Raw genomic sequence first — 14,829 nt, 5'->3', positions numbered from 1 at the left:
GGTGATGCAACTGCATCGCCCCCGTTGCCGTTGGGACGTATCAAATTATCACTTTGCTGCGCACGGGTTCGCAGCACATGGATTGGCCGCACACGGGTTTTTCGCAGCACATGGATTAGCTGCGCACGGGTTGGCAGCACACGGGCTGCACGGGTTAACCACTTTTTTGGCGGCACAGGGGTTCGCAGCACACGGGTTTGCGGCACAAGGATTGGCAGCACATGGGCTGCACGGTGCGCAGCTTGCCACTTCGGCGGTCGGTGCCGGAAGTGGGGCGGCCATCGCCATCGGTGTTGCCATGGCAAGGCTGGTGCCGATTGCCATTGCCGGGATGAGTGCCTTTTGTGCGAAAGTCATGGATTTCTTGGTCATGTCGTGCCTCTCTGAAGATCCGGTAAGTTCAATCCGGGGCGTTCCATCGCCCATCGGTAAGCGCACTATGATCCAATTCTTCACCGAAGCGGCGTCACATGGTTTCACTGTTGTGTGAGACCATCGTGTTCAAAAAGGTGTTTGCCTACAATTGATTAGAAGCCCATTAGAGAAAATGCATGTCAGAAATACCGGCTGAAAACTGTCAAACCGATTGAAAGTGCGGCAAAAGTTCAGCATCTTGGGGGCAGTTATAAAGGGGGCATAAGTTGGGGTTTCGTTTGAATAAAGCGTGAGCCGCACCGCCCATCAGGACGGAAGTTTGTATGATAGTCGGGGATCGTATCGCAGAAATCTGGAAGTTCTGCGCTGTTGCGTGCGTTGTTGGCCTTGCGGGAAACGCAGAGGCGGCAGGTAATGGAATTCCCGAGACGCTCGACATTCCGTCTGGCTGGTTCTGGCAGGGATCCGATTCAGTCGAACGGCAATATGCCTATCAGATTGACGAGCAGGTCTATGGCCACGATATCAGCCGTCGCAATCGTTGGTATGATCTCGAAGCCGATAAATGGCGCGTCCATCTTTTGGGCTATGATATCGGTAAAACGCCGGTAACCAATGACCAGTATGCGGTTTTTGTCGAAGAAACTGGCTATCCCGCACCGACGATCAGCCAGGAAGACTGGGAACGTCAGGGGCTGATTTATAACTATGACACCATCGTGCCGTTTCTTTGGAACGATGGTCGTCCCCCGCGCGGGCGCGGTAATCATCCGGTCGTTCTGGTGTCTTGGCAGGATGCCGACGCCTATGCCCGCTGGCTGAGCGAAAAGACGGGTGAAAGCTGGCACTTGCCCGACGAGCTTTATTGGGAAAAGGCGACGCGCGGCCCGGATGGTACGTTCTACCCTTGGGGAAATATTTTCGATGCAAGCCGCCTGAACAGTGCTGATAGCGGACCGTTTGATACCATGCCGGTCGGCCAGTTCGAGGCCGGGCCATATGGTGTGCTTGACGGTGTCGGGCAGGTGTTTGAATGGACGTCTTCGTCTTCCCAGCCAGGCTATCGCACAGTTAAGGGCGGATCATGGGATGATCGCGGGTGCGGGGTTTGTCGGCCGGCCGCCCGTCACGCCCGCCCGGAATATCTCAAGCACATCCTGATTGGTTTCCGGGTGATGCGCGATCACTGATCGCCCGAGACGATTGTTGCAAAGCGCCATCAAATCACTAACTGTTGAAAGGGGTTTATTGGCGTGATCGGTCGCAAACCGCCTTATTCTGTGCAAAAGGAATAACGGGTGGATCGCAACGATGTTGGTAAAGAAATGACTGAAGACAAACTCGATTTGGCGTCTATCCCGACAGATCAGCTTGAAAAGATGTTGGCCGCGGGACGCGATGTTATGGAATGTCACCGCGTTTTGACGGCGACGGGCGATAACATCGTCGGTGAACTGATCAAGGGATCGGGGACGTTCTATGAATGGAACCACTACCCCGAGGGCGATGTCTATGATCGCCAGTCACATGCGCAGTTCTATTATCACGCCCATCCCAAGGAAGAACGCCGGGATTGGGACGAGCACGGACATTTCCATACATTCATGCGTCCGCGCGGGATGCCCGATGGCTGCAAACCCAAGCAGATCGAAGGGTTCGCCTATCCCGAGGGGCCGAACGACGCACTTTCGCACCTGATCGCGTTTTCGATGGATGAGTTCGGCTTTTGCCAGCGATTGTTTACCACCAATCGCTGGGTTACCGGCGAAGTCTGGTATGACGCCGAAGACGTCATCGGCATGCTTGATGGTTTTGTCATCGACCATGCCCAGCCGTCCTGGCCGGTCAATCGATGGGTATCGGGCATGATGGTACTTTTCCGGCCGCAGATTGAACAACTGATCCGCGAACGCGATCAGGCGGTGGCCGATTGGGCACAAAAACACCCGGACCGTGACGTCTATGAGGATCGTGATCTTGAAGTCACTGCGACCCTGGATGTCGCAACGGTGGAGCAGATGCGTTCGGTCGGCGAAGAACTTCTGCGTCGGCGCGAGGCGGCATAGCGTGCCTGCGCAACAGGTATCTGCAATACCCAGGACGCATTGCCAGAGCTTACAAACAGAGTGCCAATAACAAAAATGGCCGGGGCAGTTTGCTCCGGCCATTTCGTATTGCGAGATCGTAAAAGTGTTACTGAGCTTTCAGGAACTCGATGATGTCGGCAACATCTTCATCTTTGTTGAGTTTGAACGCCATTTTGGAGCGTTCCTTGGAACCCGCGATTTCGCTCAGTTTCGCGGACGGATCCTTGAGGTAATCGGTCAGGAACGCCTCGTCAGCAACAAAGCCTTTTTCGCAGGCAGCAAGATAACCCTTGCCGTATTTGAAACCTTCAACCGTGCCGCATTCACGACCGAACGAACCCGCAAGGCTTGGGCCGACCTTGTTCACACCAGCTTCAAGGCTGTGGCAAGCCGCACAGCGCTTGAAAAGTTTTTCACCTTTCTCCGCATCACCAGCAATCGCAGGGGCGGCAGACAGGAAGGCGATGGAGCTGGCAACGAGAACCAGTTTGCGCGAAAACGTCATTATTGAGCCTCTCTCTTAGTTCGATGTTCCCGGTGATCGGGATAATGCACCACTTTCTGGCGCATCTGTGGGTAAACGCAAGGTCAACGCGGGATATTGTTATGCGTCGAACAAGTACAAGATCGCTTGATCTTCAAAAACTGGTAACCAGATCTATCATAGTGTGATGGTGAAAAATTTGAGTTTAGTCAATTTTTCGGCTGAGCTGTAGAAATTTGCCAGATTTCAGATGCTTCTGATTGCTGGTGTAAGGCCTAAGACTGAAATAGTTTGTTTTTGCCATTGTGGCAGAAGGTTTGATGAAATCCATCAGGGACGGGGAGTATCCCGGTTCGACAATTGATCAACAGGATGGTTGAAAATCAGGACCTTGTGCCCCAACTAAGGAAAATATGTTTGTCGAATTCCTGCCAGAAGTATAATGTTGCGCAGAAATTTGGCAGCCATATCAGAAGCGTGCCAGGAGATATCTATTGCCACGTATCACCAAAGAAGATCTGAGCAAGCTGGTTCAGGACCCGTCAGGGGAAAATCGCGCGGACACGGCCGACAAGATCAGTCGTGAATTCACGACCGAGACCCTGACTGACAGCGAACGTGTTCTGGCCGAAGATATTTTCCGTCTGATGATCCGTGACGCGGAAGTCCGCGTGCGCAAGGCCCTTGCCAAGAACCTCGCCCAGACGCCTTTGGTGCCCCACGATGTTGCCGCGACGCTGGCCCGCGATGTGGACGAAGTTGCGCTTCCGGTTCTTGAATTTTCCGAAGTTCTCAATGACGACGACCTTGTCGACATCATCGGTGACAATGCCGATAGTGTCGAAAAGCAGCGTGCGATCGCTTCGCGGTCATATGTTTCCGAAGTCGTTTCGGCAACGCTGGTCGATATCGGCCATGAAGACGTGATGGTCGACCTGATGTCAAACCAGGGTGCCGAAATCAGCGAGGTTTCCCTGCAAAAGGTCGTTGATGATTTTGGCGACAACGAACGCATCCAGAAACCGATGATCGAACGCAATCATCTGCCAATCACGATTGCCGAACGCATGGTGACACTCGTGTCCGAACGGATGCGTTCACAGCTGATTTCGCGCGGCCACATCCCCGAAGGGATCGTTAACGCCGTCATGACCCAGTCGCAGGAAAGCGCGACCATCGGGCTTCTTGGTGATGGTGTCGAGGAACGCGATGTCGAACTGCTTGTCGAACATCTTTATAACAACAAGCGTCTGACCAGCGGTTTGATCCTGCGCGCACTTTGCATGGGCGATGTATCCTTCTTCGAGGCCGCCTTGGCGAAACGTGCGGGTGTCTCGTTGATCAATACCCGTATTCTTATTCATGACAGTGGTCCGTTCGGCCTTGAAGCGATCTATAACAAGGCCGGCATGCCAGAGCATTTCTTCCCGGGTGTTCGTGCGGCGATTGAAGTTGCCCGCGAGACTTCCTTTGATGGTGAAGAACATGACAAGGAACGCTATTCGCGCCGGATGATCGAACGGGTCCTGACCCAGTATGGTGATCTTGGGGTCGAGTTCGATTCAGATGACGTCGATTATCTGATGGGCCGTATGTTGCAGCTTCCGGGTGAACGGGCATTGCATCACTGATCTCGCCTGTCAGCACGATGATCTTGAAGTCAAAACCGCCCGATGTGTAATCCGGGCGGTTTTCTTTTGGGCCTTCGTTGCCCAAATAAAAAGGGCGCTGCCATGCCGGCAGCGCCCTTTGTCAGTTCTTATCCAAACGCCACGCTATTCAAGCAGCGTATTGGGCATCCAAAGTGCCAGTTCCGGGAAATACATCACGAGGATAAGACCCAGAACCTGCAGAAGTACGAAGGGAATGATGCCTTTGTAGATCTGCTGGATGGTGATGGATTTCGGCGCCACACCCTTGAGATAGAATAGGGCAAACCCAAACGGTGGCGTTAAGAAGCTTGTTTGCAGGTTCACCGCCACAAGGACCGCAAACCAGGTCAGAACCTGTGCCTCGGTGGCTTCGAGGCCGCCGATATCAAGGTGATGCCCAAAATCAAGCTGGGCAATGACCGGTGCAAAGATCGGCAGAACAATCAGGGTGATCTCGACCCAGTCAAAGAAGAAGCCAAGGATAAAGACGATCAGCATCAGCAAAAGCAAAATGCCCCACGATCCCAGACCAGCACCTTCGACAAGGTCAATTACCAGATCATCACCGCCCAGCGAACGGAACACATACGAAAACACCGTCGCACCTGCAAACAGGAAGAACAGCATCGCGCCGGTCAGTGCCGAACGTTCGCAGACATCCTTAAGGACCGGCCATTTAAGGCGCCCCTTGACCAGTGCCAGGAAGGTCGCACCAACCGCACCAACGCCTGCGGCCTCGGTCGGTGTGGCGAAACCGGCAAAGATCGAGCCCAGAACCAGAACGATCAGGAACACTGGCGGCACGAAACTGCGCACCACCATCATCGCCAGATCCTTGCCATGGATTGCTTCGCCTTCTGGAAGCGGCGGGGCAAGCGACGGATTTAACTGGCAACGTACAAAGATGTAGACGGTATAAAGACCCGCCAGGATCAGACCCGGAAGGATCGCCGCCAGGAACAGGTTACCAACCGATACCGACAGAAGGTCGGACATCAGAACCAGCATGATCGATGGCGGGATCAGAATGCCGAGTGTCCCCGATGCCGCAATCGTCCCGGTGGCCAGTGACGGATCATAATTACGACGCATCATCACTGGCAGTGCGAGCAGGGTCATCATGACAACCGATGCGCCAATAATACCGGTGGTTGCCGCCATGATGGTACCCATCAGGGTTACCGACAGTGCAAGACCGCCCGGCACTTTACGCAGCAGCATGTTGAGGCATTCCAGAAGATCTTCTGCAACACCACTTTTTTCAAGCATCGTGCCCATGTAAATGAACATCGGCACGGCAACCATCACCATGTTTTCGGAGATGCCGCCCCAGATACGTGAAACGATATTGAAAAATTCAATAAACGAGAAAACGTCATAGGCCATGCCCAGGAAGCCAAAGCCGATCCCGATGCCGGAAATGACGAAAGCAACCGGAAGTCCCGTGAAGACAAGAATGCCGAGCGAGGCAAACATGAACAGCGGAAACCAGTCTTCGATATAGAAGTTATCCATTTGGAATTATCCCCGTTCCGCTCAGTCTTTGATCTTGGCAGTGCCAAGTTCTTCAAGATGGTGGGTCCCGACGTAATAGCCTGCGCGCTTATGCAGGTTGGACGGGCCAAAGACATAGACGAAGCATTTCAGGAAGATCGAAAGCCCCGCCATGGCGAGAAGGCCAAAGCCGATGGGAATGGTTGATTTGATGATCCAGCGATGGGTCAGACCCGTCGTTGAAGCCGATACTTCGCCGCTTTCAAATGAACGGGCGACAAAATCAAACCCGAAATACAGCACCAAAGCACAGAATGGCAGCACGCAAATGATGCCGCCGATCATCTCGACAATCGCACGGGTACGGGGGCGAAGGTTGTCGCGGATAAGTTCAATACGAACATGTGCATCGCGAATATAGGCGAAGCCAAAGCACAGCATAAACAGGCCGGTATGCAGGTGCCATTCAAGCTCCTGGAGCTTGATGGATCCCTGACCGCCGAATTTACGTTGGATCACGTCGTACAGGATGACAATCATCAATGGTATCGCAAGCAGGCTTGCCCACTTTCCCACGCGGGTCACGATGGCATCAATGATGTCACTAAATTTCAGTAGCGCTTCCATAGAAGGTCTCCCGGGTCTTCTTATCGCGGTCAAGGCCGGGGCACGGAGCACCCGGCCTTGCCGAGACTTGTTTTTGTCGACTGACCTAACAGTCGTTCAGACCTGTTGGATTAATCGAGATAACCGATGTCTTTCCAGATCTTGTAGTTTTCGCGGAAGCTCTGGAGGCTTTCATAAGCCATTTTGAAGTTCGCATCTTCAGCTGAAAGCTCGGCTGCGACTTCTTCCCAGGCACCACGCATGGCATCAAGCATTTCCGGTGACCACTTCTTGATGTTCACGCCTTTTTCCTGAAGTTCTTTCAGGGCGTCGAACTGGATCGCTTCACCTTCTGCAAAGCCATATGCAAGGTTGTCGTTACAAACGGACTCGATCTGGGCACGCTGGGTATCGGAAAGCGCATCCCATTTTTCCTTGTTCATCATCAGATCGAACAGGGTCGACTGCTGATGCCAGCCCGGGAAGTAGTAGTACTTCGCGACCTGGTGGAAGCCGAGTTTCAAGTCAATCGCCGGCATGGAGAACTCGGTCGCATCAATCGTGCCAAGTTCAAGTGCCGGATAGATGTCGCCACCGGCCAGAAGCTGGGTGGACACACCAAGTTTTTCCATCACTTTCGCGCCAAGACCGAAGAAGCGCATTTTCAGACCCTTAAGGTCTTCCGGCGAATTGATCTCCTTGGAGAACCAACCAGATGCTTCCGGTGCGATCAGGCCGCAGAACAGCGATTTAATGCCATGTTCGGCATAAAGCTTGTCAAAGATTTCCTGGCCGCCGCCAAACTTGACCCATGCCAGATATTCACCAGCCTGCGGGCCGAACGGAACGGCACCGAAAAGCTGAAGGGCCGGAACCTTACCTGCCCAGTAGCCCGGGGTGGAGAAGGCCGCATCAATCGAGCCGGTCGAAACCGCATCGAAAACTTCCAGTGCCGGCACAAGTGCGCCCGGCTCATAGAATTTGATGTTGATATTGCCGCCAGAAACTTGGTCGATCTTCTCGTCGACGCGTTTGCCAAGCGTGCCAAGCTGGGTCAGGCTGCCCGGATAGGTCGAGCCCATTTTCCAGCGAACGCGATCCTGGGCATCCGCATCAGAAGGTACTGCCGCAACCGCGACCGCAGCAAGAACGGCCGCACAAGTTGCGGATTTAAGCATTTTAGAAAAAGTCATTCGTCTTCCTCCCTAAGAAGTCCGAAATTGGTAATACCACGTGAGGCCGACCACCACCTTTTGCTTTTATTATTGGGTGGTATTCTCCCCGATTTTTATGTTGCAGGGCGAAGCATAAGCGTATTTCGCAAGGATGAGCAAGTTTGTTTCACCGTTTGCGAAAGAAAATATCCTTTTGCAGTGCGAAAAGAAAACTTCGTGTCAGGCGTGGAAAGCAGGAATTCCGCACGGGAATGCGCATTTGGTGTTCATTCATGCCGTTTGAAAATTACGCGTCAAAAAGCTGCATGATCGTCGCGGCTTAGGGGGTTTTGGTTTTATCACCCTAATTACTGTGGGGGGATTCGTGCCCGGGATTCTGTGTGACGCCACGGGCATGTCCGGGTGATTTTTGCTGCAATTCAGGCGAACGATGCTGTCTTGCGATATTGCAAATGCAACAGATGGCGTCATTTTCGCCGTAACACAGGGGAAGAAATCGTTACACAGGGGAAGAAATCGTTTGAAAACGAAAACGGGCGGCCTTTCAATGAAAGACCGCCCGACTGATGGTCGGAGCGAGAGGATTCGAACCTCCGACCCCTGCCTCCCGAAGACAGTGCTCTACCAGGCTGAGCTACGCTCCGTCAGTGGGCGGAGGTTTATCCCTTCTTTTGGCGTGGATCAAGCATAAACCGGTCGTTTTGGCGGAAAAAATGTCAGTGTAGGCGTGCGCGGGACGGGCAGTTTAACAAGCGATTGAAAATCCTGCCCCTGCAGGTGATGAGAGCGCGACGCATCTTTGACTGAAACGCAAAAGGCCCCGAAACGCATAAACGTTTCAGGGCCTTTGAATGATGGTCGGAGCGAGAGGATTCGAACCTCCGACCCCTGCCTCCCGAAGACAGTGCTCTACCAGGCTGAGCTACGCTCCGTCATTCTGCGAAGCCGGGTGATAATGGTTTATCGCAGGCGACGCAAGATATTTTTGCGCCGTCCGGGTGTGACCCCGGCATGCGCAAAGGGAATATCGATTAGTATGGGCGCGAAATGCAGAATTCGACTGCCTCGACCATTGCATCCTTGATCGCGCCGTCGTCAAAGCGGGACAGGGTTGCAATCGCCTTTTCACCGAATTCGCGGGCGCGGTCCATCGATGCATCTAGTGCATCATATTTGCGGATCAGTGTTTGCGCACGGTCAAGATCGCCGTCCTGGAAGTCCTGATCTTCCATGCAACGACGCCAGAAGGCCTTTTCGTCTTCATCGCCATTGGCGTACGCAATGATTACAGGAAGCGTCACCTTGCCGTCGCGGAAATCATCGCCAACGGTTTTGCCAAGGGTTGCCTGATGGGCGGAATAATCCAGAACATCGTCAATCAGCTGGAAGGCGGTGCCAAGGTAAATGCCATACAGGCGAAGGGCTTCTTCATCCTCGGCCGACCGGTTGGCGATGACCGCACCAATCTGGGATGCCGCGCCAAACAGGGCAGCGGTCTTGGCGGTGATCACTTCGAGATAGGCTTCTTCGGATGTGCCCATGTCATTGGCGGTCGAAAGTTGAAGAACTTCGCCCTCGGCAATGACGGCAGATGCCTGTGCCAGAATATCAAGAACGCGCAGCGACCCGGTTTTGACCATCACGACAAAGGCGCGCGCAAACAGGAAGTCACCGACCAGAACGCTGGCCTCGTTGCCAAACAGGGCATTTGCCGATGCCTGGCCACGGCGCAGCTGGCTTTCATCGACCACGTCATCATGCAGAAGGGTCGCGGTATGAATGAATTCAACGCAGGCCGCAAGGTCCACGGCATGCGGTCCATCGCCATACCCGCAAAGCCGTGCTGACGCCAGTGTCAGCATCGGGCGCATGCGTTTGCCGCCGGCCGCGACAAGATGGGTGGCCAATTGCGGAATCAGGGCGACTTCGCTGTGCATGTTGTCGATGATCACCTGATTGACGCGCTTCATGTCGCCATCAACGAGGTTGACCAGTGAATCAAGGCTCGGCTGAGTCTTTGGCTGCGGTGCGGTATTGGTCACGCTGTATTCCGACTTCTCAAATGGCATCTTCGCTGCCTGCGTGGGCGAAGATTGCAAATAACAGCAGGCGGCCTCAACATAGATAGGCCAAGCTGTTGTGGTCAAGTGGACAAATGCGGTGCAGACACACGCCTGATCGTTGGCAATTCACAGTTTTATCGCACAGGTTTTGAAAACCATCACCGCAAACGCCTACATTATAGAGATATTATCGTTTTTTGGATTTCTTCTTATTTTAGAGCGTATGCAAAACCAGATCACAGTTTGAAGGAAAATGCAGATGATCGAACTTTTTCGCAGTAACGATCCCATCGAACTGAGCTGGGCACAGGCTGTTCTGGCCGATGAGGGCATCGACAGCCTTATCTTTGACTACCACGCCAGTATTATCGAAGGATCGATCGGCGCCTTGCCACGGCGTCTGATGGTGGATGGTGATGTGGAAAGTCGTGCGAAATACGTTCTTGATGTTGCCAGACGCGAATTGGATGAGCATAACGCAAAGCGTGATGCGTCGGACGCGATGACGTCCGAGTAACAGGGCAATCAGATCAAAACAACAGATCAGGATAATCGATGGTGAATGCAGCCACCCGCATTGAAGTGCCAGACTTCCCCGAAGAACGCATCAGCCATGATTTTCTTCTTGGCGGGTCGGTGGTGCTCAAGCAGCCTGTCGACGGCTATCGGGCGGCGGTGGATGCTGTGTTGCTGGCGGCATCGGTTTCGATCAATTCCCGTCGTGATGAAAAGGTCCTTGATGTCGGTGCGGCTGTCGGTACGGCCGGGCTTTGCGTTGCCCGTCGTCTGGAAACGGCGAAGGTGACCGGTGTCGAGCTGCAAGACGATCTGTATGCGCTGTTTTGCCGCAACGTGATGGAAAATGATCTGGCGGGGCGTGTGACGCCCATCCATGGCGATATCAATGATGGTCGCCTGCCGCTGGTGGCTGAAAGCTTTGATCAGGTCATTTCCAACCCGCCCTATTATGCCGGGGGCACGCGGCCCAGCAATGAAAGCCGTGCGAAGGCCCATCAGGAAGGCACCGCAGACCTCAAGGACTGGATTGCGTTCTGTCTTAAGATGGTGCGGCAAAAGGGACGGATTACGCTAGTACACCGTGCGGACCATTTGGACCGGATTATTGGTCTGTTGCATGGCCGCGCCGGTGACATGACGGTTTATCCGATCTGGAGCAAGTCTGATGCCGACGCGCCCTTGCGTGTGATCGTCTCGGCGCGTAAAGGCGTTGCGTCGCCATTAACCATGCGGCGCGGGATCGTTTTGCACGATGAGGGCGGGGCCTATTTGCCGCAAACCGATACCCTTTTGCGCAACCCTATGGCATTGCCCGGTTTCTAATTCGGTCAAACTTCAATATAAGAACGACATGCCTGCGACAGATGTCGCAGATAAATCCGTGCTTTGGGACCTGATATGCTGAGTTTTTCGAAAATCCTCTTCACCGCGCTGATCATCGTTGTCGTCTGGCAAGGCTTCAAGCTGTTTAATCGCGGCAAACAGGTTTCAAGCAACGAACAGCCCAAGCAAACCGGCCAGGAAAAGAAAAAGCAAACCAGGCCGATTGCCCATGAACTGGAAAAATGCCCGCATTGCGGCGTTTACCATGCCGAAGGCAATGCGCATCGCTGTGACGGGTAAGCCGTTTCAGCGATAAAAGCCAGGTTCTGATCAAAGCGCCTGTGCGGCATTCGACTTTGGGGCAATCCGCGCGAATTTGACTTGGATTTTTCCCGATAATCGATGATCAATGTTGCTGCAATGCGGCATGATCGCGAAGGGCGGGATACAAGGGTTGCAAATTCAGCGCGTCTCAGGGCTTTTGCCTTCTTGACCGCGCGGGGGCAGGGCGGTAGCTTGCCGCCTTAAATTTACACACAACAGTAATAGAGAGTTCGCGCCATGGCGCTCGACGGGTCGCAACGTCCCCCTTCATTCCAGGAAATCATTCTTCGACTGCAAAGCTATTGGGCCGATCAGGGATGTGTCATCCTGCAGCCCTATGACTTGGAAGTCGGTGCCGGTACCTTCCACACCGCGACGACCTTGCGCGCGCTGGGCCCGGAAACCTGGAATGCAGCCTATGTGCAGCCGTCCCGTCGCCCGACCGATGGTCGTTACGGCGAGAACCCCAACCGTCTGCAACACTATTACCAGTTCCAGGTGCTGATGAAGCCGTCACCGGCCAATTCACAGGACCTGTATCTTGGCTCGCTGAAACATCTGGGCATTGACCCGATGGCCCACGACATCCGCTTTGTCGAGGATGACTGGGAAAGCCCGACGCTGGGCGCATGGGGGCTTGGCTGGGAAGTGTGGCTTGATGGTATGGAAGTCACCCAGTTCACCTATTTCCAGCAGGTCGGTGGTTTTGAATGTAACCCGGTCCCGGTCGAGCTGACCTATGGCCTGGAACGTTTGGCGATGTATATTCAGGGCGTCGAAAACGTTTACGACCTTGATTACAACGGCAATGGCGTGACCTATGGCGACGTGTTCCTTCAGAATGAAAAAGAACAGTCGACCTATAACTTTGAAGTCGCAAACACTGAAATGCTGTTCCAGCACTTCAAGGATGCTCAGGCCGAGTGTGCTGTGAATATCGAACGTGGTCTGGCCCTGCCGGCCTATGAGCAGGCCATGAAGGCATCCCATCTGTTTAACCTCCTTGATGCGCGCGGTGTGATTTCCGTGACCGAACGTGCGGCCTATATTGGCCGTGTTCGTGACATGTCGAAATCCTGCTGCGAAGCGTGGCTGCGGTCGCGCGGCCATCTGAATGAGGAGGCATAAGTCATGGCCGAATTACTTCTTGAACTGTTTTCCGAAGAAATCCCGGCCCGCATGCAGGCACGTGCCGCCGAAGACCTGACCAAACTGGTCACCGACGGCCTGAAGGCTGCCGACCTTGGGTTTGACAAGATCGAAGCACTGGTGACCCCGCGTCGCCTGACCCTAATTGTCGATGGTCTACCGGAAAAACAGCCTGACCTGCGCGAAGAACGCCGTGGTCCGCGTGCTGATGCCCCCGAAAAGGCCATCAATGGCTTTTTGGCCGGCAACGGTGTGACCCTTGATCAGTGTGAAAAGCGCGAAACGCCAAAGGGCGTCTTCCTGTTTGCCATTGTCGAACAAAAAGGCCGTGCGGCGTCCGAGGTCATCAAGGACATCATCGAAGATGCGATGAACAAACTGCCCTGGCCGAAATCCATGCGCTGGGCAGATCAGAAAATCCGTTGGGTGCGTCAGCTTGACCGTATTCTGTGCCTGTTTGATGGCAAGATCATTCCGGTCAGTTATGGTCCGGTCACCGCAGGCGATACCACCCGTGGCCATCGTTTCCTGGCTCCGGCTGAATTCAGCGTATCGAACGCGGCCGAGTACAAGGAAAAGCTGCGCGCAGCCAAGGTCATGCTTGACCGTGAAGAGCGCAAGCAGGTCATCCTTGAGGGTGCCAAGAAACTTGCCGCTTCCGAGGGCTTTGAACTTCTGGAAGACAATGGTCTTCTGGAAGAAGTCTGTGGTCTGGTTGAATGGCCGGTCCCGGTTATGGGCAAGGTTGATGACCAGTTCATGGATATCCCGCGCGAGGTTCTTGAAACCTCCATGCGTGAACATCAGAAATACTTCGTGGTCGAAGACAAGGCTGGCAAGCTTGCCGCGCGCTTCATCACGGTTTCAAACATGATCACCGCAGACAACAACGCAAAAATCATCGCCGGGAACGAGCGTGTTTTGCGTGCCCGTTTGCATGATGCCAAGTTCTTCTGGGATCAGGATCGGAAGGTGACGCTGCAATCGCGTCTGCCGAAACTTGATAACATTGTCTTCCACGCCAAGCTTGGCTCGCTGGCCGAGCGCGTCTTGCGCCTGCGTGGCCTCGCGCGTGAAGTATCTGCGGAAATTCCGGGGTGTGATGTCAAACTGGCCGACCGCGCAGCAGAAATCGGCAAGGCCGATCTGGTGTCGCAGATGGTGTTTGAATTCACCGAACTGCAAGGACTGATGGGGAAATACTACGCCGAAAATGACGGCGAAGCCCCGGAAGTCGCCAACGCCATTGCCGAGCATTATGCACCGGCCGGCCCGTCGGACATGTGTCCGACGGCACCGGTTTCGGTGGCACTCGCCTTGGCTGAGAAACTTGATACCCTTGCCGGGTTCTTTGCGATTGATGAAAAGCCGACCGGTTCAAAAGACCCGTTTGCTTTGCGTCGTGCGGCACTGGGTGTCATTCGTCTGGTTCTGGAAAACGGATTGCGTTTGCCGCTGCGGCGTCTGTTTGCATTCGCGGTTTCCCAGTACCCGGCAAATATTCGTCGTGACGAGGCGGTTGAAGACCTTCTGGCCTTCTTTGCAGACCGCCTGAAAGTCCATCTGCGTGAACAGGGTGTGCGCCATGATCTGGTGTCGGCCGTGTTTGCACTGGATGGCGAGGACGATCTTGTCCGCCTGTTGGCCCGTGTTGAAGCGCTTTCCGATTTTGTCTCTGGCGAAAGCGGCGTCAACCTGATGGCCGGATACAAGCGTGCGTCAAACATCCTACGCATCGAAGAGAAAAAGGACGATACGTCCTATAAAGCGGACGTTTCCGCCGATCTTCTGAGCCAGGAAGAAGAACGCAAGCTGTATGAGGCGCTCATTGATGTCCGGCACAAGGCCTTGCCACTTCTGCGTGACGAGGACTATGCCGCGGCAATGACCGAATTTGCGCGGTTGCGTGAACCGGTCGATGCATTCTTCGAAAAGGTTACGGTCAATAGCGACAATGCTGACGAACGTGCCAACCGCTTGAAGCTGTTGGCACAAATTCGCACAGCGCTGCACGATATTGCCGACTTCTCGAAAATCGAATCATAAAACAGGTCAAGGTTGCGGGGCTTTCCCCATCCG

At 54.1% G+C, this 14,829-nt stretch carries 14 protein-coding genes and 2 tRNA genes; 9 read left to right on the top strand and 7 right to left on the bottom strand.

What is annotated here, in order from left to right; translation table 11 throughout:
- From AC5Q5A_RS17385 to AC5Q5A_RS17375, 3 genes are all read left to right on the top strand, one after another.
- Positions 1–490, top strand: a 490-nt coding sequence (locus tag AC5Q5A_RS17385) for a hypothetical protein (RefSeq protein ID WP_493896036.1), incomplete at its 5' end; no start/stop codon positions are given.
- Between the two features lie 208 nt (positions 491–698).
- Positions 699–1,565: a formylglycine-generating enzyme family protein gene (locus tag AC5Q5A_RS17380; RefSeq protein ID WP_493896035.1), complete on the top strand. Its 867-nt coding sequence runs from the start codon at positions 699–701 to the stop codon at positions 1,563–1,565.
- Between the two features lie 108 nt (positions 1,566–1,673).
- Complete coding sequence (locus AC5Q5A_RS17375; RefSeq protein WP_082923518.1) at positions 1,674–2,441, top strand: DUF6969 family protein; 768 nt, start codon at positions 1,674–1,676, stop codon at positions 2,439–2,441.
- Positions 2,442–2,568: 127 nt separating this feature from the next.
- Here the strand turns inward: AC5Q5A_RS17375 and AC5Q5A_RS17370 are convergent, their stop codons facing one another.
- Positions 2,569–2,967: a c-type cytochrome gene (locus AC5Q5A_RS17370; RefSeq protein WP_064789388.1), complete on the bottom strand. Its 399-nt coding sequence runs from the start codon at positions 2,965–2,967 to the stop codon at positions 2,569–2,571.
- A 473-nt stretch (positions 2,968–3,440) separates the two neighbouring features.
- Here AC5Q5A_RS17370 and spbR point away from each other — a divergent pair, with 473 nt between their 5' ends.
- Positions 3,441–4,577 (top strand): SpbR family protein, encoded by a 1,137-nt coding sequence (gene spbR, locus AC5Q5A_RS17365; RefSeq protein ID WP_008889656.1) that lies wholly within the window; start codon positions 3,441–3,443, stop codon positions 4,575–4,577.
- 144 nt (positions 4,578–4,721) lie between these two features.
- Here the strand turns inward: spbR and AC5Q5A_RS17360 are convergent, their stop codons facing one another.
- The 6 genes from AC5Q5A_RS17360 to AC5Q5A_RS17335 all read right to left on the bottom strand — a co-directional run bounded on the left by AC5Q5A_RS17360 (position 4,722) and on the right by AC5Q5A_RS17335 (position 9,942).
- Positions 4,722–6,113 carry a TRAP transporter large permease gene (locus tag AC5Q5A_RS17360; RefSeq protein ID WP_063088886.1) on the bottom strand — a complete coding sequence of 464 codons (1,392 nt, stop codon included), beginning with the start codon at positions 6,111–6,113 and terminating at the stop codon, positions 4,722–4,724.
- Between the two features lie 21 nt (positions 6,114–6,134).
- Positions 6,135–6,719 (bottom strand): TRAP transporter small permease subunit, encoded by a 585-nt coding sequence (locus AC5Q5A_RS17355; protein WP_493896034.1) that lies wholly within the window; start codon positions 6,717–6,719, stop codon positions 6,135–6,137.
- A 110-nt stretch (positions 6,720–6,829) separates the two neighbouring features.
- On the bottom strand, positions 6,830–7,891 hold the full coding sequence (locus tag AC5Q5A_RS17350; protein ID WP_174713873.1) for a TRAP transporter substrate-binding protein: 1,062 nt from the start codon (positions 7,889–7,891) through the stop codon (positions 6,830–6,832).
- Positions 7,892–8,440: 549 nt separating this feature from the next.
- Positions 8,441–8,517 (bottom strand) — tRNA-Pro (locus AC5Q5A_RS17345).
- Positions 8,518–8,728: 211 nt separating this feature from the next.
- Positions 8,729–8,805, bottom strand: a tRNA-Pro gene (locus AC5Q5A_RS17340).
- A gap of 99 nt (positions 8,806–8,904) precedes the next feature.
- Positions 8,905–9,942 (bottom strand): polyprenyl synthetase family protein, encoded by a 1,038-nt coding sequence (locus AC5Q5A_RS17335; protein ID WP_287446221.1) that lies wholly within the window; start codon positions 9,940–9,942, stop codon positions 8,905–8,907.
- A 253-nt stretch (positions 9,943–10,195) separates the two neighbouring features.
- On the opposite strand from AC5Q5A_RS17335, the gene AC5Q5A_RS17330 reads away from it, so the two are divergent.
- The 5 genes from AC5Q5A_RS17330 to glyS all read left to right on the top strand — a co-directional run bounded on the left by AC5Q5A_RS17330 (position 10,196) and on the right by glyS (position 14,796).
- Positions 10,196–10,453: a putative signal transducing protein gene (locus AC5Q5A_RS17330; RefSeq protein WP_493896033.1), complete on the top strand. Its 258-nt coding sequence runs from the start codon at positions 10,196–10,198 to the stop codon at positions 10,451–10,453.
- Positions 10,454–10,491: 38 nt separating this feature from the next.
- The gene (locus AC5Q5A_RS17325) at positions 10,492–11,277 is read left to right on the top strand and encodes a tRNA1(Val) (adenine(37)-N6)-methyltransferase (protein WP_493896032.1); all 786 of its coding nucleotides are present in this window, start codon (positions 10,492–10,494) and stop codon (positions 11,275–11,277) included.
- 75 nt (positions 11,278–11,352) lie between these two features.
- Entirely contained in the window at positions 11,353–11,577 is a 225-nt protein-coding gene (locus AC5Q5A_RS17320; RefSeq protein ID WP_063088891.1) for a hypothetical protein, read from the top strand.
- A gap of 261 nt (positions 11,578–11,838) precedes the next feature.
- Positions 11,839–12,729: a glycine--tRNA ligase subunit alpha gene (locus AC5Q5A_RS17315; RefSeq protein ID WP_064779553.1), complete on the top strand. Its 891-nt coding sequence runs from the start codon at positions 11,839–11,841 to the stop codon at positions 12,727–12,729.
- Between the two features lie 3 nt (positions 12,730–12,732).
- On the top strand, positions 12,733–14,796 hold the full coding sequence (gene glyS / locus AC5Q5A_RS17310; RefSeq protein ID WP_493896031.1) for a glycine--tRNA ligase subunit beta: 2,064 nt from the start codon (positions 12,733–12,735) through the stop codon (positions 14,794–14,796).
- Positions 14,797–14,829: the final 33 nt, after the last annotated feature.

Source organism: Thalassospira sp. CA1, assembly GCF_059052855.1.
The sequence above is the reverse complement of the archived record's forward strand: the minus strand, read 5'-3'. Positions and strand labels throughout refer to the sequence as shown.

Excerpts from the sequence above, each read along its gene's own strand:
- AC5Q5A_RS17355 (WP_493896034.1), bottom strand. The coding sequence starts at position 6,719 with ATGGAAGCGCTACTGAAATTTAGTGACATCATTGATGCCATCGTGACC.
- AC5Q5A_RS17370 (WP_064789388.1), bottom strand. The coding sequence starts at position 2,967 with ATGACGTTTTCGCGCAAACTGGTTCTCGTTGCCAGCTCCATCGCCTTC.
- AC5Q5A_RS17380 (WP_493896035.1), top strand. The coding sequence starts at position 699 with ATGATAGTCGGGGATCGTATCGCAGAAATCTGGAAGTTCTGCGCTGTT.
- AC5Q5A_RS17315 (WP_064779553.1), top strand. The coding sequence starts at position 11,839 with ATGGCGCTCGACGGGTCGCAACGTCCCCCTTCATTCCAGGAAATCATT.
- AC5Q5A_RS17325 (WP_493896032.1), top strand. The coding sequence starts at position 10,492 with ATGGTGAATGCAGCCACCCGCATTGAAGTGCCAGACTTCCCCGAAGAA.
- AC5Q5A_RS17335 (WP_287446221.1), bottom strand. The coding sequence starts at position 9,942 with ATGCCATTTGAGAAGTCGGAATACAGCGTGACCAATACCGCACCGCAG.
- AC5Q5A_RS17320 (WP_063088891.1), top strand. The coding sequence starts at position 11,353 with ATGCTGAGTTTTTCGAAAATCCTCTTCACCGCGCTGATCATCGTTGTC.
- AC5Q5A_RS17330 (WP_493896033.1), top strand. The coding sequence starts at position 10,196 with ATGATCGAACTTTTTCGCAGTAACGATCCCATCGAACTGAGCTGGGCA.
- AC5Q5A_RS17360 (WP_063088886.1), bottom strand. The coding sequence starts at position 6,113 with ATGGATAACTTCTATATCGAAGACTGGTTTCCGCTGTTCATGTTTGCC.
- glyS (WP_493896031.1), top strand. The coding sequence starts at position 12,733 with ATGGCCGAATTACTTCTTGAACTGTTTTCCGAAGAAATCCCGGCCCGC.
- AC5Q5A_RS17350 (WP_174713873.1), bottom strand. The coding sequence starts at position 7,891 with ATGACTTTTTCTAAAATGCTTAAATCCGCAACTTGTGCGGCCGTTCTT.